15 protein-coding genes and 1 riboswitch are annotated in these 18,206 nt (G+C 71.5%); of the genes, 4 read left to right on the top strand and 11 right to left on the bottom strand.

The genetic code is table 11. The features are described 5' to 3' along the window. Window positions 1-103 precede the first annotated feature (103 nt). From DPM19_RS01070 to gcvT, 10 genes are all read right to left on the bottom strand, one after another. The gene (locus DPM19_RS01070; RefSeq protein ID WP_111862842.1) at window positions 104-1,915 is read right to left on the bottom strand and encodes a dipeptide ABC transporter ATP-binding protein; all 1,812 of its coding nucleotides are present in this window, start codon (window positions 1,913-1,915) and stop codon (window positions 104-106) included. A gap of 146 nt (window positions 1,916-2,061) precedes the next feature. Further along, window positions 2,062-2,826, bottom strand: coding sequence for a FadR/GntR family transcriptional regulator (locus DPM19_RS01065; protein ID WP_111862841.1), 765 nt, complete (start codon window positions 2,824-2,826; stop codon window positions 2,062-2,064). A gap of 78 nt (window positions 2,827-2,904) precedes the next feature. Next, window positions 2,905-3,699: a gamma-glutamyl-gamma-aminobutyrate hydrolase family protein gene (locus DPM19_RS01060; protein WP_111862840.1), complete on the bottom strand. Its 795-nt coding sequence runs from the start codon at window positions 3,697-3,699 to the stop codon at window positions 2,905-2,907. Then, the gene (locus DPM19_RS01055) at window positions 3,696-4,463 is read right to left on the bottom strand and encodes a 3-oxoacyl-ACP reductase (protein ID WP_111862839.1); all 768 of its coding nucleotides are present in this window, start codon (window positions 4,461-4,463) and stop codon (window positions 3,696-3,698) included. Before DPM19_RS01055 ends, DPM19_RS01060 begins: the two co-directional genes overlap by 4 nt. A gap of 15 nt (window positions 4,464-4,478) precedes the next feature. Next, on the bottom strand, window positions 4,479-5,840 hold the full coding sequence (locus tag DPM19_RS01050) for an aldehyde dehydrogenase family protein (RefSeq protein WP_111862838.1): 1,362 nt from the start codon (window positions 5,838-5,840) through the stop codon (window positions 4,479-4,481). 49 nt (window positions 5,841-5,889) lie between these two features. Beyond that, a complete protein-coding gene (locus DPM19_RS01045; protein WP_111862837.1) occupies window positions 5,890-7,251 on the bottom strand; it encodes a glutamine synthetase family protein in 1,362 nt (453 codons plus the stop codon). A 145-nt stretch (window positions 7,252-7,396) separates the two neighbouring features. Continuing rightward, window positions 7,397-8,767, bottom strand: a complete 1,371-nt coding sequence (locus tag DPM19_RS01040) for an L-serine ammonia-lyase (protein ID WP_111862836.1) — start codon at window positions 8,765-8,767, stop codon at window positions 7,397-7,399. Window positions 8,768-8,867: 100 nt separating this feature from the next. Beyond that, window positions 8,868-10,145: a serine hydroxymethyltransferase gene (gene glyA / locus DPM19_RS01035; protein WP_111862835.1), complete on the bottom strand. Its 1,278-nt coding sequence runs from the start codon at window positions 10,143-10,145 to the stop codon at window positions 8,868-8,870. Window position 10,146: 1 nt separating this feature from the next. Then, window positions 10,147-10,521, bottom strand: coding sequence for a glycine cleavage system protein GcvH (gcvH, locus tag DPM19_RS01030; protein ID WP_111862834.1), 375 nt, complete (start codon window positions 10,519-10,521; stop codon window positions 10,147-10,149). Between the two features lie 37 nt (window positions 10,522-10,558). Then, the gene (gene gcvT, locus DPM19_RS01025; RefSeq protein ID WP_111862833.1) at window positions 10,559-11,710 is read right to left on the bottom strand and encodes a glycine cleavage system aminomethyltransferase GcvT; all 1,152 of its coding nucleotides are present in this window, start codon (window positions 11,708-11,710) and stop codon (window positions 10,559-10,561) included. A 148-nt stretch (window positions 11,711-11,858) separates the two neighbouring features. Next, window positions 11,859-11,952: riboswitch (glycine riboswitch) on the bottom strand. Window positions 11,953-12,133: 181 nt separating this feature from the next. Between gcvT and DPM19_RS01020 the strand changes: the two genes are divergently transcribed. The 4 genes from DPM19_RS01020 to DPM19_RS01005 all read left to right on the top strand — a co-directional run bounded on the left by DPM19_RS01020 (window position 12,134) and on the right by DPM19_RS01005 (window position 15,926). After that, window positions 12,134-12,433, top strand: coding sequence for a putative quinol monooxygenase (locus DPM19_RS01020; protein WP_111862832.1), 300 nt, complete (start codon window positions 12,134-12,136; stop codon window positions 12,431-12,433). A gap of 54 nt (window positions 12,434-12,487) precedes the next feature. After that, a complete protein-coding gene (locus tag DPM19_RS01015) occupies window positions 12,488-13,405 on the top strand; it encodes a DUF6891 domain-containing protein (protein ID WP_111862831.1) in 918 nt (305 codons plus the stop codon). A 161-nt stretch (window positions 13,406-13,566) separates the two neighbouring features. Further along, window positions 13,567-14,229: a nitroreductase family protein gene (locus DPM19_RS01010; protein ID WP_111862830.1), complete on the top strand. Its 663-nt coding sequence runs from the start codon at window positions 13,567-13,569 to the stop codon at window positions 14,227-14,229. Between the two features lie 269 nt (window positions 14,230-14,498). Then, the gene (locus DPM19_RS01005; RefSeq protein ID WP_111862829.1) at window positions 14,499-15,926 is read left to right on the top strand and encodes an aspartate aminotransferase family protein; all 1,428 of its coding nucleotides are present in this window, start codon (window positions 14,499-14,501) and stop codon (window positions 15,924-15,926) included. Between the two features lie 214 nt (window positions 15,927-16,140). Here DPM19_RS01005 and DPM19_RS01000 read toward each other — a convergent pair whose 3' ends face one another. Then, window positions 16,141-17,994 (bottom strand): glycoside hydrolase family 15 protein, encoded by a 1,854-nt coding sequence (locus DPM19_RS01000; RefSeq protein WP_111862828.1) that lies wholly within the window; start codon window positions 17,992-17,994, stop codon window positions 16,141-16,143. Between the last annotated feature and the right edge of the window lie 212 nt (window positions 17,995-18,206).

Below are 18,206 nucleotides of genomic sequence, written 5' to 3'. Positions count from 1 at the left end.
GGGTCCAACCTTTCGTTGAGCAGGCATGGTGAGGCACGTACTCGGGGTGTTCGTTCCGGTGGTCACCGGGCGGGCCGGCGCGGCGCTGTTATCCGTTCACGGGTTAGCCGGTGGCGCGCGCCTGGGGAACCGCGGCGAGGAGCTGCCGGGTGAGTTCGTGGTGGGGGCTGGACACCACCTCGTCGGTGGGCCCGTTTTCGACGATCCGGCCGGCCTCCATGACCACGATGCGGTCGCCGACCAGCCGGGCGGCCGCGAGGTCGTGGGTCACGAAGAGCATCGCCATGCCGAGCTCGCGGCGGAGCTCCGCGAGCATGTTGAGCGCGGTCGCCGCCAGCGAGACGTCCAGCGCCGAGGTCGGCTCGTCGCAGAGCAGCAGGCTGGGCGGGACCACCACGGCCCGCGCGATCGCCGCCCGCTGCCGCTGCCCGCCGGAGAGCTGCCCCGGCCGGGCGGAGGCGAGCCGCGGGTTGAGCCCGACCCGCTGCATCGTCGCCGCGACGGCCTCGCGGCGCTCGGCCTTGGTCATGTCGTTGCCGCGGAGCCGCTCGCCGATCAGCTCGCCGAGGGTGAGCCACGGTGTCAGCGACGAACCGGCGTCCTGGAAGACGATCTGCGGGCGGGTCTGCACGTGGTAGGTGATCGAGCCCGAGTCCAGGGGCAGCAGGCCGGCGATCGCCCGCAGCAGGGTGGACTTCCCGCATCCGCTCAACCCGACGATCGACAGCGCCTCATTCGGGCCGACGGAGAGGTCGACGCCGTCGAGGGCGTGCGTCACCAGGGCGTGCCGGCCGCGGCCGAGGGTGTAGGACTTGCGGGCGGCGGTGACCTCGACGACGGGAGTCGGGTCGGTGACCGGTGGCATCGGGGCGAGGACGTCACCGTGCGGCGAGCCGGTCGCGAGGGCCGGGAGGTCGGCCGCACGGACGCAGGCGGTCAGCGCCGCCGTCGTCACCGACGGCCGGAGAACTGGCAGGCCGTCGTCGCAGACCTCCAGGTGGTGACCGCAGCGCGGCGCGAACGGGCAGGTGGCGATCACCTGGGACGGGTCCGGGGGCTCGCCGGGCAGCGCCACCACCTCGCGGTCGCGCTCCGTCTGGAGGGTGAGCCGCGCCCGCTGGAGTGCCCGGGTGTAGGGGTGCGAGGGGTGGGCCAGGACGTCGTGGGCCGAGCCGATCTCCGCGATCCGGCCGCCGTACATGACGGCGATCCGGTCGGCGAGCCGGCTGGCGACGCCGAGGTCGTGGGTGACGAAGAAGATCGCGAGGCTGAGGCGGTCGCACAGCTCGCGCAGGAGTTCCAGGATCTGCGCCTGCACGCTGACGTCCAGGGCCGTCGTGGGCTCGTCGGCGATGACCAGCTTCACGTCGCCCGCGATCGCCAGCGCGATCATCACCCGCTGGCGGAGGCCGCCGGAGAGTTCGTGCGGGTAGCTGCGGAGCCGCTGTTCCGCCTCGGGCACGCCCGCGGCGTGGAGCAGCCGCACCGACTCCTCGTCGGAGCGCGTCACCTCGAAGAGCTGGCGGCCGATGCGCTGCGTCGGGTTCAGCGAACTCATCGGGTCCTGGAAGACGCCGCCGAGGCTGAGCCGCCGGACCCGGCGCCGGGCCCGCTCGGGACCGTGGAGCATGTCCACCCCGTCGACGGTGACCTCGCCCGACAGTGCCCGCAGGTTCGACGGCAGCAGGCCCATCAGGGCGGACCCGAGGACGCTCTTGCCGGATCCGGACTCGCCGACGATGGCGAGCACCTCCCCCGCCCGGACTTCGAGGCTGACGCCGCGCAGCGCGTACAGGTCCGCGCCGTCCCGGTGGAACGCCACCGCCAGATCGCGCACCGAGGCGACCGGGCCGCGGTGCGCCGGCACGTGGTCGTCCGCGAGCACCGCGTCGGACGCTGGTCCGTCAAAGGGCATCTGGCACGTCCCTCGGGGTAGGCCTGTCCTGCCTGGCTGAATGGGCAGGATGCTACCCCAAAGGTATTTCAACCATCCATTACGATTCGATAACGCACATCTTCCCGCCCTGCCGGACCGGCTGGAACGGCGAGGACCTGCACTTATCAGCAGTCGCTCGGCGTCGCAGTCCGATCAATGGCCGTCGAATCGCCCAGGAAGCCGCGGAGAAGAGCGGCCGTACCGGCCAGATGTTCTTCCATTGCCTGGACGGCTCGGTCCTGGTCACCCGTGAGAACGGCGAGCACGATCACGTGATGCTGCTCGTTGGAATGGGCGATGTTCCGCTCGAGCAGCGGGATCTGGTCGAGCATCTGGTTGATCAGCATCCGGTTGTCGGCGACCAGCGCGGTGAGCGACGGCGCCCCGACCAGCTCGGCGAAGGTCAGGTGCAACCGGGAGTCGAGCCGACGGTAGGCCTCCGGCGTCGCCTCCATCACGTCGGTGAGGCGCGTCCAGAGCAGGTCACGCTCCGCCGCGCTCAGCGAACGCCGCGACGCCATCCTGATCGCTCCGACCTCGAGCAGCTCACGCACGGTCAGGAGATCATCGACATCGGCCTCGGTCCGGTGGCCGGGGGTCACGGGCTCGGCCTTCGGCAGGTTCTCGGCGAGGAACGTGCCCCCGTACCGGCCGCGCGTGGTGACCAGGTAGCCGGCCTCCGCCAGGGAGCGGATCGCCTCGCGCACGGTGTCCCGGCTGACCCCCAGGCGCCTGGCCAGCTCACGTTCGGGCAGCAGCGACTCCCCGGGGGCGTACACCCCGAGTCGCACCATCTGCAGCAGGCGCTCGACTGTTTCCTCGAACGCGTTCCCTGATCGGATCGGGCGGAGGAGCGCGTCGCTCGCCGACTCGGCCGGGATGCTGCTCATGGCCTCCCCCCGGACGTCCCGCTGGAGCCGGCGCGCGCCGGTCGGAGGTCGAATGGGTGGTCTACCGACCACGGGAGGCTAGCGAACACCCGGCCATTCTTGACTCGCTGACCGGTCGATGACAAACCCCGAGGCCGAATTGGCACGACGATCCGGCGTTCCATGGCTCGGTTCCCGACCTTTGGCGGCGGCCACGAACGCCGCGAAGATCCCGGCGTCCGCGCGGGTCTCCGGATGCCACTGGACCGCCATCCGGAACGGGTGGTCCGGGTCCTCGATCGCCTCGAGAGTCCCGTCGGTGGCCCACCCCGCCGGGACGAACCCGGGATGGTCGCGGACGGACTGGTGATGGTGGCAGCCGACCTCCACCGTCCGCCCCAGCATCGCCCGGACCCGGGTCGCGGCGACGGTGGTCACCGCGACCCGCCCGAAGGAGTCCCCACCGGGTGAGTGGAGCTGCGACCGCACCAGGTCCGGCACGTGCTGGTCGAGGGTCCCGCCGGCATGGACCGCCATGAGCTGCATGCCCCGGCAGATGCCGAGCACCGGAAGGTCGGGCCGCGCCGCCGCCGCGTCGAGGAGGGCGAGCTCCCAGGCGTCCCGGCCGGGACGCCAGCCCTTCGTCCGGGCGTGCGGCTCGGCCCCGTACCGGGCCGGTTCCACATCCGACCCGCCGGCGATGACCAGGCCGTCGATCCGCTCGACCACGCGGGCCGCCCCGGACGGGTCGTTCGGCGGCAGCAGGACCGGCACCGCTCCGGCCGCCTCGACGGAGCGGGCGTAGTCGGCCGGCAGCACGTCCGCCGTGGTGGACCAGACGCCCCAGCGCGCGGTCTCGCGATAGGTCGAGATGCCGACCACCGGCCGGGTCACAGCGGCGTCACGTAGGCGGCCGAGATGCCGCCGTCCACCAGGAAGGTCGAGGCGGTGATGAAGCTGGCCTCGTCGGAGGCCAGGAACAGGACGGCGTTGGCCATCTCCTCGGGCTCGGCGAAACGGCCGGCCGGGACGTGGACCAGGCGCCGGGCCGCCCGCTCCGGGTCCTTGGCGAAGAGTTCCCGGAGGAGCGGGGTGTTCACCGGCCCCGGGCACAGCGCGTTCACCCGGACGCCGTCGCGGGCGAACTGGACGCCGAGCTCCCGGCTCATCGAGAGCACCCCGCCCTTCGAGGCGGAGTAGGAGATCTGCGAGGTCGCGGCGCCCATGACCGCGACGAACGACGCGGTGTTGATGATCGAGCCGGACCGCTGCTCCAGCATGTACGGCAGCGCCGCCTTGCAGCACAGGTAGACGCTGGTGAGGTTGACCTCCTGCACCCGCTTCCAGGCGTCCAGATCCGTCTCCAGGATCGAGTCGTCCTCCGGCGGCGAGATGCCCGCGTTGTTGAACGCGATGTCGACGGTCCCGTAGGTGTCCTTGGCGACCTTGAACAGCGTGTCCACCTGAGCGGGGTCGGTGACGTCGACGTTCACGTAGGTACCGCCGGCCTCGGCTGCGACCTCCGGTCCCCGGACGTCGTCCAGGTCGCCGATGACGACCTTGGCGCCCTCCGCGGCGAAGCGCCGGACGGTCGCCCGGCCGATGCCGGAGCAGCCGCCGGTGACGACGGCGGTCTTGCCCTCGATGCGTCCTGCCATGCTGATCGTTCTCTTTCAGTCGGTGGAGAAGAAGACGTTCTTGACGTCGGTGAAGGAGTGCGCGCCGTCCGGGCCGAGCTCACGGCCGATGCCCGACTGCTTGAACCCGCCGAAGGGAGTCCAGTAGCGCACCGACGCGTGCGAGTTCACGCTCAGGTTCCCGGCCTCGACGGCGCGCGAGACCCGCAGGGCCCGGCCGACGTCGCGGGTGAAGATCGACCCCGAGAGGCCGAACTCGGTGTCGTTGGCGAGCTCGACGGCGTGCGCCTCGTCGTCGAACGGCATCACCGCCACCACCGGGCCGAAGATCTCCTCGCGCCAGAGCCGGGCACCCGGATCCTCGGTCAGCACCACCGTGGGCGCGCACCAGTAGCCGGGACCGTCCGGCGCCGAACCGGTGAACGCGACCTCCGCACCGTCCAGGTAGCTCCGCACCCTGGCCCGGTGCGGTGCCGAGATCAGCGGTCCCATCTCGCTGGCCCGATCGGCCGGGTCGAGCACGCGGACACCGGCCACCGCCGGCTCCAGCAGCGCGAGGAACTCGTCGTACGCCGGGCGCTCGACCAGGATCCGGGACCGGGCGCAGCAGTCCTGCCCGGCGTTGTCGAAGGCGGCGCCCGGCGCGGACGCCGCCGCCCTGGCCAGGTCGGCGTCGGCGAAGACGATGTTGGCGCTCTTGCCGCCGAGTTCGAGCGTCACCCGTTTGAGCTGCTCCGAGCAGCCCGCCATGATCTGCTTGCCGACCTCGGTGGAGCCGGTGAAGCAGACCTTCCGTACGGCGGGGTGGGTCACGAACCGCCGGCCGACCACCTCCCCTCGCCCGGGCACCACGATGAACACGTCGTCCGGGATGCCCGCCACGCGAGCCAGTTCCCCGAGCCGGATCGCCGTCAGCGGGGTCGGCTCGGCGGGCTTGAGGACGACGGTGTTGCCGGCGGCCAGCGCGGGCGCGAAGCCCCAGGCGGCGATCGGCATCGGGAAGTTCCACGGCACGATCACGCCGACGACGCCCAGCGGCTCGTGATGGGTGACGTCGAGACCGCCGGCGACCGGGATCTGGTGACCGGTGAGCCGCTCCGGCGTGGCCGAGTAGTAGTTGAGCACGTCGCGGACGTTGCCCGCCTCCCAGAGCGCGTTGCCCCAGGTGTGCCCCGCGTTGCGCACCTCCGTCTCGGCGAGTTCGTCGAGGTGTTCCTCGACGACCGCGGCGAACCGCCGCAGCAGCCGGGCGCGTTCGCCCGGCGCGATCGCGCGCCAGGACGGGAAGGCGGCCGCGGCACGCTCGATGGCGGCGTCGGTGGCGGCGAGGTCGGCCAGTTCGACCTCGGCGATCGCGTGCTCGTTCGCGGGGTTGACGACGGTGTAGGTGTCGCTCAACACGTCTCCTCGGGGGATGGATGCGTTGGTGTTCGGGTGCGCGGCTCGGTCACATCCGCTCGAAGCTGCGACGCAGCTCCCAGTCGGTGACGGCGGCGTCGAAGGCTTTCAGCTCGACATCGGCCATGTTCGTGTAGTGGTCGACGACCTCGTCGCCGAGGATGCTCCGGGCGACGGCGGAGCCGTGGAACGCGTTGCGCGCGTCCCGCAGGGTCGTCGGGATCTTCGGCCGGTCCGCGGCGTAGGCGTTGCCCCGTTGCTCGGGTTCGAGCTCCAGGCGGTTCTCGATGCCGTGCAGTCCGGCGCCGAGCATCGCCGCCAGGGCGAGGTAGGGGTTGGTGTCGCCGCCGGGAACCCGGTTCTCCACCCGGGCGCTCGCGCCCGCCCCGACGAGCCGCAGCGCGCAGGTCCGGTTGTCGGTGCCCCAGGCGATCGTCGTCGGCGCGAACGAGCCCTCGACGAACCGCTTGTAGGAGTTGACGTTGGGCGCGTAGAGCAGCGTGAAGTCACGCATCGTGGCGAGGATCCCGGCGACGAAGTGGTCGTGGACGGGGGTGGGGCCGGCCTCGTCCCCGAACGCGATCGAGCCGTCCTCGTTCCGCAGCGACAGGTGGATGTGGCAGGAGCTGCCCTCGCGCTCGTTGTACTTCGCCATGAAGGTCAGCGCCTTGCCGTGCTGGGCGGCGATCTCCTTGGCCAGGGTCTTGTAGACGGCGTGGTTGTCCGCGGTCACCAGCACGTCGTCGTAGAGGAACCCGATCTCGTGCTGGCCGAGGTTGCACTCCCCCTTCGCGCCTTCGACGTTCATCCCGGCCGCGTACGCGGTGTTCCTGATGTCACGCAGCAGCGGCTCGACCCGGGTGGTGCCGAGGATCGAGTAGTCGGCGTTGTACTGGTTCGCCGGCGGCAGGTCCCGGTAGTGGGAGCGCCACGCCTCCTCGTAGGTGGTGTCGAAGACGATGAACTCCAGTTCGGTCCCGGCGAGCGCGCGGAAGCCGGCCCGCGCGGCCTTCTCCGCCTGGGCGCGCAGGATCGACCGCGGTGACTGGACCACAGTGCTGTGGTCGGGCCAGCGGAGGTCGCACTGGATCATCGCGGTCTTGGGCAGGTGGGTGAGCAGCCGGATCGTGTCGAAGTCCAGTGCGAACTCCATGTCGCCGTAGCCCTGCTCCCAGGAGCTCATCGTGTAGCCGGCGACCGTGTTCATCTCGATGTCGACGCTGAGCAGGTAGTTGCATCCCTCGCTCCCGTGCTCCGCGACCACGTCGAGGAAGTACGCCGCGTGCAGCCGCTTGCCCTGGAGGCGCCCCTGCATGTCGGTGAAGGCGACCACCACCGTGTCGATCGCGCCCGCACCGATCCGGTCCCTGAGGTCGTCGAGGCTGAGGAGGCGCGGGTTCTTGCTGCTCATCACGGGCATGCACCTTCGGGTCGATTGCCGCGGCGACCCCGGTGCACGGGCTACTCGAGATCGCAAACCGTTCTAATGGTCGAGAATCCTACCATTTGTTTCGGCGCGCGGTCCCCCGGCCCGTGCCCGGAGGTCCGGACGCCCCTCAGCACTCGATGACGTTGACCGCGAGCCCGCCCCGCGCCGTCTCCTTGTACTTCACGTGCATGTCGCGGCCGGTCTCGCGCATCGTGCGGATGGCGTCGTCGAGGCTCACCTTGTGCGCACCGGTGCCGTTGATCGCGAGCCGGGCCGCGTTGATGGCCTTCACCGACGCGATCGCGTTCCGCTCGATGCACGGGATCTGGACCAGCCCGCCGATGGGGTCGCAGGTCAAACCCAGGTTGTGCTCGATACCGACCTCGGCCGCGTTCTCCACCTGGGCCGCCGCACCGCCGAGCACCTCGCACAGGGCACCGGCCGCCATCGAGCAGGCCGAGCCGACCTCGCCCTGGCAACCCACCTCCGCCCCGGAAATGGACGCGTTCTCCTTGAAGAGCATGCCGATCGCGGCGGCGGTGAGCAGGAAGCGGACCACACCGTCGTCGTCGGCGCCGGGCACGAACCGCACGTAGTAGTGCAGGACCGCCGGGATGATCCCGGCCGCCCCGTTCGTCGGCGCGGTCACGACGCGGCCCCCGGAGGCGTTCTCCTCGTTGACGGCCAGCGCGAACAGGTTGACCCAGTCCAGCACCTGCAACGGGTCGCCGGTACCGGTCCGCGCCGACAGGTCCCGGTACAGCGCCGGCGCCCGGCGTGGGACGCGGAGCCCGCCGGGGAGGATGCCCTCGCGGCCGCAGCCGGCGGTGACGCACGACTGCATCACCGACCAGATCTCGAGGAGACCGGCGCGTACCTCCGCCTCGCTGCGCCAGGCCAGCTCGTTCGCCAGCACCACGTCACTGATCCGGATCCCCTCCCGGGCGCAGATCTCCAGGAGCTCCGCGGCCGTCGTGAAGGGGTACGGCACCGGCGTCGTGTCGAGGACGACGCGGTCCGCGCCGACGGCGGACTCGTCGGCCACGAACCCGCCGCCCACCGAGTAGTAGGTGCGTTCGCGCAGCACGCCCGAGGTGTCGAACGCGGTGAAGAGCATGCCGTTCGGGTGCGCCGGGAGGGAACGCCGGCGGTGGAGCACCAGATCCCGGTCGGCGTCGAAGGCGACCCGGTGGTGCCCGGCCAGCGCGATGCCGGCCCCGGCCCGCACGGCGGCCACCCGGCCGTCCGCGGTGGCGGTGTCGACCATCGCCGGTGTCTCGCCCTCCAGGCCGAGGATCACCGCCTTCTCCGACCCGTGGCCGTGACCGGTCGCGCCGAGGGAACCGAAGAGCTCGCAGCGCACCCGGACCACCGAGCCGAGGAGCCCGTCGGCGCCGAGACCGTCGACGAAGCGCTTCGCCGCCCGCATCGGGCCGACCGTGTGCGAGGACGAAGGCCCGATCCCGATCGAATACAGGTCGAACGCGCTCAGCGGCATGTCGTGCCCCGCCTCTCGATCGGTGTCTCCGCATTGCGCACCTCCAGGCGGAGCGGCCTGCGCCCGTCCGGCGCGGCCCCGGCGGCCGGCGCCGCGCCGGTCACTCCGACGGCCCGGGGTAGAGCGGGAAGCGAGCCGTCAGCCCGGCCACCCTGGCGCGGAGCCCGCCGGCGGCGTCCGCCGTCGGCTCACCCGCCAGCGACCGCGCGATGATGTCGGCGACCTCGGAGAACTCGGCATCACCGAAGCCACGGGTCGCCAGGGCCGAGGTGCCCAGCCGCAACCCGGAGGAGACCATCGGCGGCCGGGGGTCGAAGGGGACGGCGTTCCGGTTGACCGTGACCCCGATCGAGTGGAGCCGGTCCTCGGCCTGGCGGCCGTCGAGAGCGGACTCGCGGAGGTCGGCCACGACGAGATGGACCTGGGTGCCGCCGGTCAGCACGGAGATCCCTGCCGCGCGCACGTCCTCGGCGGTCAGCCGCTCGGCGAGGATCCGGGCGCCGCGGACCGTGCGCCGCTGCCGGTCGCGGAACTCCTCGGTCGCGGCCACGTGGAAGGCGACCGCCTTGCCGGCGATGACGTGCTCCAGCGGACCGCCCTGCAGCCCGGGAAAGACCGCCGAGTTGAACTTCTTGGCGAGGTCCGCGCGGTTGGTCAGGATCACGCCGCCCCGCGGACCGCCCAGGGTCTTGTGGGTGGTGGTGGTGACGACGTCGGCGTACGGGACCGGGTTCGGGTGCTCACCCGCGGCGACCAGGCCGGCGAAGTGCGCCATGTCCACCATGAGGAAGGCGCCGACCAGGTCGGCGATCCGCCGGAACTCGGCGAAGTCGAGGTGCAGCGGGTACGCCGACCACCCGGCCACGATGAGCCGCGGCCGGGTCTCCAGGGCCAGCCGCTCGACCTCCGCCATGTCGACCCGGAAGTCGGACTCCCGGACGTGGTAGGCGACCGCGCGGTAGAGCTTCCCGCTGTAGTTGAGGCGCATCCCGTGGGTGAGATGCCCGCCGTGGGCGAGGTCGAGCCCGAGGATCTGGTCACCGGGGTCGAGCAGGGCGTACATCACCGCGGCGTTCGCCTGCGCCCCCGAGTGCGGCTGCACGTTCGCGTACTCGGCGCCGAAGAGCGCCCGCGCGCGGTCGATGGCGAGCTGCTCGACGACGTCCACGTGCTCGCAGCCGCCGTAGTAGCGCCGGCCGGGATACCCCTCGGCGTACTTGTTGGTGAGGACCGAGCCCTGCGCCTGCATGACGGCACGCGGGGCGAAGTTCTCACTCGCGATCATCTCGAGCGTCTCCTGCTGCCGCCGGAGCTCGGCCTGGATGGCGTCGTGGACGGCGGGGTCGAGGTCGGCGAGCGACCGGTGCAAAGTGCTCATCTCACGCACCCCCGGTGAGCGCGGCGTACTCGTCCGCGCCGAGGAGGTCGGCGGGTCCGGTGAGGCGGACGCGGAACAGCCAGCCGGCGCCGAACGGGTCCGTGTTCAGCAGGCCGGGGTCGTCCACGGCCTGCTGGTTGAACTCGACGACCTCCCCGTCGACCGGGGCGAAGAGCTCGCTGACGGACTTGGTCGACTCGATCTCGCCGCACCCCGTGCCGGCGGCGATCACCGAACCGACCGCGGGGAGCTCCAGGTAGACGACGTCGCCGAGCGCGTCGGCCGCGTACGCCGTGATGCCGACGGTCGCCGTGTCGCCGGAGAGGTCGACCCACTCGTGCTCGGCGGTGTACCGGAGGTTGGCCGGGACGGGCATGAACTGCTCCTTCGCTGGTGTCTGTTCGGGGCGCGGGTCAGGTGCCGCGCCGGTAGAAGGGGAGGGTGACGACCTCGACCGCGGCGCTGGTCCCCCGGATGTCGACCGCGAGCGGGGTGCCGGGCTCGGCGAGCTCGGCCGGCACGTAGGCCAGCGCGATCGGGTGTCCCAGGGTCGGCGAGGGCGCGCCGCTGGTCACCCGGCCGACCGGACGGCCGCTGGCCGGGTCCAGGACGTCGTAACCGGCCCGCGGCGCGCGCCGGCCCGCGGCCCGCAGCCCCACGAGGATCTGCTCCGGTGCCCGGTCCCGGCGGGCGGCGAGCGCCGCGGCACCGACGAATCCGTCGTCCTTGTCGAAAACCACGACCCGGCCGAGGCCGGCGTCGAACGGGGTGCGCGTCCGGTCGAGCTCCTGGCCGTACAGGGGCATGCCGGCTTCCAGGCGCAGCGTGTCCCGGCAGGCCAGCCCCGCGGGCACCAGGTCGTGCCGGTCGCCGGCCTCGGCGAGGGATTTCCAGATCGCGGCCGCGTCCTCGGGCGCGCAGTAGACCTCGAAGCCGTCCTCGCCGGTGTAGCCGGTGCGGGCGATCAGCACGTCCCGGCCGGAGAGCGTGGTGGCGTCGATCCCGTAGTACTTCAGGCCGGTCACGTCCAGCGGCACGACCTCGGCGACGATCGCCGCGGAGCGCGGGCCCTGGACCGCGAGCAGGGACCAGCGCGCCGACGTGTCCGCCACGACGGCGTCGAACCTGCGGGCGCGGGTGCCCAGCTCCGCCGCGACCACCTCGGCGTTGCCGGCGTTCGCGACGACCAGGAAGTGCTGCTCGGCGAGGCGGTAGACGACGAGGTCGTCCAGGATCCCGCCGCTCTCGTCGCAGATCATGGTGTAGCGGGCGCGCCCCACGGCGATCCGCGAGGGCCTGCCCACCAGGGCGTGGTCGAGGGCGCGCGCGGCCTCGGGGCCGGTGAGTTCGATCTCGCCCATGTGGCAGAGGTCGAAGAGCCCGGCGGTGGTGCGCACGGCGTGGTGTTCGGAGATCTCGGACCCGTAGCGGACCGGCATCGTCCAGCCCGAGAAGTCGGTGAAGGTCGCCCCGAGCCGGCGGTGGGTCTCGTGCAGCGGGGTCGTCCTGGCGTTGCGCGGCGCGTCCGGGTCCGCGAACCCGCGGGCAGGAGAGGATGGGGACACGGCGGGAGGCCTCCCTGGTCGGCGCGCCGGGGTGCGGCGCGGAGCGTGGGCCTCCCCGCTCTGTCATCGGTACCTGAGAGGTTCACCACCGGATGGATGGTTTGCACCGTGGGTGCCGGATCGCCGGATCCGGACTTTTCAGAGTCGCCTCACCGAAGCGGTACGGGGCCTGAGAGATTCTGGGGAGAGTTGCTCCTTCGGCGCCGCTCCCTTGCGGGGGCGGACTCTCCCGCTTCGGGTCGTCAGCAATCTTCAGTTATTTAATGGACTGATGGTAGTCCTTTGACTTGCCGGATTTCAACATGCCGGCGGTAGCTCACCACGATCACATCGACGACCGGGCCGGCCGAGTGTACCCCGGGCGTGGGCGGTGATCGGCGCCGGGCCGGTTCGCCCGGTTCCCGGGCTGCGTACAGTGGGTCCATGTCCGAACTGTTTCGCCTGGTAGAGACCGTCCGGATGCCGGTCGCGGCCGGTGGTGAGGACGCGCTGCTCGCGTTCCTGGACGGTCACGCGTACTTCGCGCAAGCGGAGCTGGCGGCGTCCCGCGTCCTCGTGCAGGAGGGCGGGCAGGAGGTGGTCCTGATCATCGACTGGGTCGATGATCAGGCGCCGGAGCGGGCTCTGACGTCCCCGGCGGGCGAGGCGCTTCTGGACGGTCTGAAGTCCCTGCTGAGCGGCGCGCCGGAGGTGACCTACTACCGGGCTCGGGGTTCGCGGTGACGGCCGGCGGGCGGCTCGGATGACGGCCTCGGCCGGGTGTGTCAGAGTTCGCGCATGCTCGAGATCGTGGTGAAGACGGAGAACGAGGAGCGGCACGTCCGGGTGTCCGCCGAGGGGCTGGCCGGGCTGGTCCGGCGGATCGGCGGTGCCGGTGACCGGTTCCTGGTCCTCCAGCGGGTACCCGACCTGCCGGGCGTCTTCGCCCAGGTCTGGCACGAGGCCGACTGCGACTACACGCTGGAGCACCGCGACGGTGCCGCCGACCGGCACTTCCAGGCGGCGGCCGGCGGGCCCGAGACGGTGATCGGGGCGCTGACCGCCTGGGCTCGTCAGGAGGCCGGCTGGGACGCCGGGCTGGCCTGGTCGCGGCTGGATCTGGGCCCCGTCCAGGAGGTGCCGCCGCTCGACCTCGACGAAGGTGAGCGCCGGGAGCTGGAGAGGCGCGTCCGCGAGGTGCTGGCCGGCGGCTACGCCTCCCGCCCCGAACTGACCGAGATCGCCGAGGACTACCTGGTCACCGAGAACCGCCGGCCCGTCTCGCGTGCGCAGGCGGCGGCGCTGGTCGACCGGCTGTGGCTGGAACGCGTCGCGGAGCAGGCCGGCTGGCGGGGCGAGACCGACCCCGAGCGGCTCACCCGCGCGTTCACCGCCCTGGAGGAGTCCGGTATCACCGCCCGCGAGAACTTCACCTGCTGCCGCAGCTGCGGCCAGGCCGAGATCGGCGGCGAAAGCGAACCCGGCGCCCGCGGCTTCGTCTACTTCCACACCCAGTGCACGGACTCCGCCGCGGCCGGCCACGGACTGACGCTCCTGTACGGCGGCTTCGACGGCTCGCCCGAGACCACCGCGGCCGTCGGCCACGAGGTCGTGGCCGCCCTCCAGGCGGCCGGCCTCCCTGCCGAGTGGGACCACGATCCTGGCCAGGCCATCACCGTCACCCCTGTGGACTGGCGCCGCCGCCTGGTCGGCTAGGGCGTGCCGTCAAGGCGTGCGGAGCCGCACCCGTGCCCGCCGGACGGGGGCGACATCAACGGGCGACCGTGCCACGGAGGGATTCCACCCACCCACGAGAACGAGATTTCTGCGTGGTGTAAGTTTTGTTTTCGCCACGGGAGCCGATGGTGGGAGCGGGAATGACGGGACCAGCCACCGACGTGTGGACGGTGATGTCAACGGCGCGGACGATCCGCCGGTTCACCGACAAACCGGTCGACGAGGCGACCCTGGGCCGCTGCCTGCGGGCCGCGACCTGGGCGCCGTCCGGTGCGAACGCGCAGGAATGGCGGTTCGTCGTCCTCCGGTCGCCGGAGTCGCGGGCCGTCGTCGCGAAGGCGGCGGAACAGGCGCTGCGGGTGATCGAACCGGTCTACGGGATGACCCGTCCAGACGATCACGACGACAGCCGGCGCGCGCGAACCAACCGGGCGACGTACGAGCTGCATGATCGTGCGGGTGAGTTCACGTCCGTGCTGTTCACCCAGAAGCGCTTTCCCACCGCGTCGGAGTTGCTGCTCGGCGGATCGATCTTTCCGGCGATGCAGAACTTCCTGCTGGCGGCGCGCGCCCAGGGGCTCGGGGCGTGCATGACCAGCTGGGCCTCGTACGGAGGCGAACCGCTGCTGCGCGAAGCCGTCGGAGTACCCGACGACTGGATGCTCGCCGGGCACGTCGTCGTGGGCTGGCCTCAGGGCAACCACGGCCCGGTCCGCCGCCGCCCCCTCGCGGACGTCACCTACCTGGACCGCTGGGAAGAGCAGGCGGGGCCCACCCTGGTGACCGAGGCTCCCCCGTCGTAAGGCCGGTGGACGCGGGTGAGGGCGGCGTCGCGGTCCTCACCGGCCCTGGTCGGTTCGGCGAGCTCGAGTTTCGGGCGTAGCTGCTCCATGGCGTGCGAAATTTACAGTTCGTTGTGTAGATCGCTGTTATCGGACGATCTGTCGGCCGCGGGGGCGGGTGAACACCGTCACGATGGGGTCATCTCCCGGAGCAGTCCGCGAGGAACGTTCGCACCCGACCAGGGTCGCGCCGCCGCGCACGACATTCATGTCGAAAGGACGTGACGCTCATGACCGACACCATCCCTCCGCGGCCGACGGACACGGCGGCTCCGCACTCGATCGACAGGCAGCAGGCCGCCGCACGCGACCACCTGTGGCTGCACTTCAGCCGCATGGGATCGTACGAGTCCGCCGAGATCCCCGTGATCGTTCGTGGTGAAGGCGCCTACTTCTACGACGCGCGGGGCCGGCGGTATCTCGACGGCCTCTCCGGGCTGTTCGTCTCGCAACTCGGCCACGGCCGTGCCGACCTGGTGGAAGCCGCGATGACGCAGGCCAAGGACCTCGCCTACATGCCGCTGTGGGCCTACGCCCATCCGGCCGCCATCGACCTCGCCGAGCAGGTGGCCGCCCTGGCGCCCGGCGACCTCAACAAGGTGTTCTTCACCTCCGGCGGGTCGGAAGCCGTCGAATCGGCATGGAAGCTGGCGAAGAACTACTTCAAGCTCGTCGGCAAGCCCCTCAAGCACAAGGTGATCAGCCGGAGGATCGCCTACCACGGAACCACCCAGGGCGCGCTCTCGGTCACCGGCCTGCCCGGCCTCAAGCAGCAGTTCGAACCGCTGGTCCCCAGCACCTTCCGGGTACCGAACACCAACATCTACCGCGCCGGTGAGATCACCGGCGGCCTGCTGGACGGGTCGGACCCGGAGGCGTTCGGCCGCTGGGCCGCCGACCAGATCGCCGTCGCGATCGAGAACGAAGGCCCCGAGACGGTCGCCGCGGTCTTCCTGGAGCCGGTGCAGAACGCCGGCGGCTGCTTCACGCCCCCGCCCGGCTACTTCCCGCGGGTGCGCGAGATCTGCGATGCCCACGACGTGCTCCTGGTCTCCGACGAGGTCATCTGCGCCTTCGGGCGGCTCGGCCACATGTTCGCCGCCGAGCGGTACGGCTACCAGCCCGACATCATCACGTGCGCGAAGGGCATCACGTCCGGCTACGCACCACTCGGTGCCATGATCGCCAGCGACCGCCTCGCCGAGCCGTTCCAGCACGGCACCGCGACCTTCGCCCACGGCTACACCTTCGGCGGTCATCCGGTCGCCGCGGCCGTGGCGCTGCGCAACCTGCAGATCTTCAAGGACGAGCAGGTCCTGGAGCACGTGCGCGCCACCGAAGCCGCCTTCCGGTCGACGCTGGGCAAGCTGCTGGACCTGCCGATCGTGGGCGACGTGCGCGGGGACGGCTACTTCTACGCGATCGAACTGGTGAAGGACAAGGCCACCAGGCAGACCCTCGACGCGGCCGAGTCCGAACGGCTGCTGCGCGGATTCCTGTCCGGGGCCCTGTTCGAGGCCGGCCTCTACTGCCGCGCCGACGACCGCGGCGACCCGGTCGTCCAGCTGGCTCCGCCGCTCATCTGCGACCAGGACCAGTTCGACGAGATGGAGCAGATCCTCCGCTCCGTGCTCACCGAGGCCGCTGCGCATCTCTGACACCGGCGGAGCGGAGTCGGGATCGGCCGCTCCACCACGCGTGGCACCGTCCGATCGGTCCCGGTCGGTGGCGATCAGGCCGCCCGTCAGGAGCCGCCGCAGGTCCTCGTCCGGCACCGTATCGACGAGCGGCGAGCCGGGTGCGAAACCCGCGACGGTCGCGCTGACGACGAGCAGGAGCAGGAGCGCCGTGCCGGCGAACTCGGCGGTGATCTCACGCCATCCGGCCATCGCCGTTCCTGCGGCCCGCGCCGGCCCGTGCGGTTCGTTCGGCTTCGTCGATGGCCCAGGCGGCGTTGATGAGCCCGATGTGGCTGAACGCCTGTGGGAAGTTGCCGAGCAGCTCGCCGTTCCCGGGGGCGACCTCCTCCGACAGCAGGCCCACGTCGTTGGTGTACGCGGCGGCTCGCTCGAATGTCTGCCTGGCCCGGCCGGCCTGCCCCGACATGGCGAGCGCCTGCGCCAGCCAGAACGAGCACAGCAGGAAGGTGCCCTCCTCGCCGGCGAGGCCGTCCGCGGTGCGGTAGCGGTAGACCAGGCCCTGGTCGTTGGTGAGCCGGTCCGCGACGGCGTCGATCGTGGACAGCACCCGCGGGTCGCTGGCGGGTAGGAAGCCGACGATCGGCACCATGAGGGCGCTGGCGTCCAGCTCGTCGGAGTCGAAGGTCTGCGTGAACGCCCCCACGCGGTCGTTCCAGCCCTCGCGCAGCAGGGTGTCGCGGATCTCGGCGCGGGCCCGCCGCCAAGGCTCGACACGCTCCTGCGCCCGGAGGAGGCCGGCGAGGGCGACGCCGCGGTCGAGCGCCACCCAGCACATGAGCTTGGAGTACAGGAAGTGCCGCGGCTCCCCGCGTATCTCCCAGATGCCCTGGTCCTTCTCCATCCAGCGCTCGGCGGCGGTGTCCGCGCAGGCGACGAGGAAGCGCCGGACGTCGTCGTCGATGTCGCCGATCTGCCGTCGGAGGCGTACGGCTGCATCGAGCAGCTCGCCGTACACGTCGATCTGCCGTTGCTTCCACGCGTCGTTTCCGACGCGTACCGGGCGGCTGGAGCGCCAGCCGCGCAGGTGCGGCAGTGTGCGCTCGCTCAGGTCGTGCTCACCGCGGACGCTGAACATGATCTGCAGCGCGCGGTCCTTGCCCAGGGACGGGGCGGCGGTGGTGAGGAAGGCGAAGAAGTCGCTCGCCTCGTCGGGGCAGGCCGCGACCCACAGGGCGCCCATGGTCAGTGACGCGTCCCGTACCCACGTGTACCGGTAGTCCCAGTTGCGCTCGCCGCCGGCCCATTCGGGCAGCGATGTCGTGGCGGCCGCGACGATCGCGCCGCTGGGCTGGAAGGACAGCGCCTGCAGCACCCGCCCGCTGTGGTGCACCAGGTCGCGCCACGGGCCGTCGTAGGTCTGGTGGAGGCTGGACCACGACTGCCAGGCGACGATCGTGCCGTCCAGCCGGGCCGCCAGTTCCGCCTGGTCCCACACCCGCGCGGGAGTCTCCTGCAGCGTCGAGCGGTGCATCCCGAAGTGCCGTGTCTCGCCCTCTCGCACCGTGAACACGCCGTATCCGCTGCAGTCGCCGATGCTGAGGGGGACCGGCGTGGTCAGCACGAGCCACTCGGCACCGCCGCGAGCGGTCACGCCGCCGTCCACGACGGACAGGATCGGGTAGATCAGGCCGTACTCCGGCCGGGGCCGGTACTCGATCTCCATCGGCACCTCGCCGCCGACGCCGGACACCCGACGGGCGAGCAGGTGCGGCACACCGACGCCGAGCCGGTGGCCGCCGTCGTGCGGGCCGGTGAGCAGGGCGTCGGTGAGAACGACCGTGCCGCTCCCCGTGCGGAAGGCCGTCTCCAGCACCATCGTCTGCGGTAGGTAGCGGCGCGTCGTCTCGTACGGGACGGCCGGGCGGATCGCCCAGTGCCCGGCCTCGTCGTCCAGCAGCCGGGCGAAGACGGACGGCCCGTCGAACCGGGGAAAGCACAGCCACTCGGCCGATCCATCCCGGCTGATCAGGCCGGCGGAATGGCGATCGGACACCAACGCGAGGTCGGCGATGGGTGTACTGCTCATCAGTGCTCCGGATACCCGGGGAGGACGGCGGTGTTACGCGCATACCGGGAAAGTCGCGGCAAAGGCGTGAAGTGGGGACAAGGCCGCGTATGGCGGAGCGGGTTCACCGGAGGTAGTCGACCGGCTCCCGGGTATGCAGACGATGAGGTCGCTCATCCGGCATACGGCTTCGCAACGCACCTACCCGGCGGCCACGCGTCAGACGTATTCGG

It is taken from the genome of Actinomadura craniellae, assembly GCF_003289645.1.
Taxonomy (GTDB): Bacteria; Actinomycetota; Actinomycetes; order Streptosporangiales; family Streptosporangiaceae; genus Actinomadura_D; species Actinomadura_D craniellae.
The sequence above is the reverse complement of the archived record's forward strand: the minus strand, read 5'-3'. Positions and strand labels throughout refer to the sequence as shown.

Bases quoted from the DNA above. Each gene is read 5' to 3' on its own strand.
- DPM19_RS01010 (WP_111862830.1), top strand. From the start codon at position 13,567: ATGACGGGACCAGCCACCGACGTGTGGACGGTGATGTCAACGGCGCGG.
- DPM19_RS01020 (WP_111862832.1), top strand. From the start codon at position 12,134: ATGTCCGAACTGTTTCGCCTGGTAGAGACCGTCCGGATGCCGGTCGCG.
- DPM19_RS01005 (WP_111862829.1), top strand. From the start codon at position 14,499: ATGACCGACACCATCCCTCCGCGGCCGACGGACACGGCGGCTCCGCAC.
- glyA (WP_111862835.1), bottom strand. From the start codon at position 10,145: ATGAGCACTTTGCACCGGTCGCTCGCCGACCTCGACCCCGCCGTCCAC.
- DPM19_RS01040 (WP_111862836.1), bottom strand. From the start codon at position 8,767: ATGCCGCTGAGCGCGTTCGACCTGTATTCGATCGGGATCGGGCCTTCG.
- DPM19_RS01045 (WP_111862837.1), bottom strand. From the start codon at position 7,251: ATGAGCAGCAAGAACCCGCGCCTCCTCAGCCTCGACGACCTCAGGGAC.
- DPM19_RS01070 (WP_111862842.1), bottom strand. From the start codon at position 1,915: ATGCCCTTTGACGGACCAGCGTCCGACGCGGTGCTCGCGGACGACCAC.
- gcvH (WP_111862834.1), bottom strand. From the start codon at position 10,521: ATGCCCGTCCCGGCCAACCTCCGGTACACCGCCGAGCACGAGTGGGTC.
- DPM19_RS01015 (WP_111862831.1), top strand. From the start codon at position 12,488: ATGCTCGAGATCGTGGTGAAGACGGAGAACGAGGAGCGGCACGTCCGG.
- DPM19_RS01000 (WP_111862828.1), bottom strand. From the start codon at position 17,994: ATGAGCAGTACACCCATCGCCGACCTCGCGTTGGTGTCCGATCGCCAT.
- DPM19_RS01065 (WP_111862841.1), bottom strand. From the start codon at position 2,826: ATGAGCAGCATCCCGGCCGAGTCGGCGAGCGACGCGCTCCTCCGCCCG.
- DPM19_RS01055 (WP_111862839.1), bottom strand. From the start codon at position 4,463: ATGGCAGGACGCATCGAGGGCAAGACCGCCGTCGTCACCGGCGGCTGC.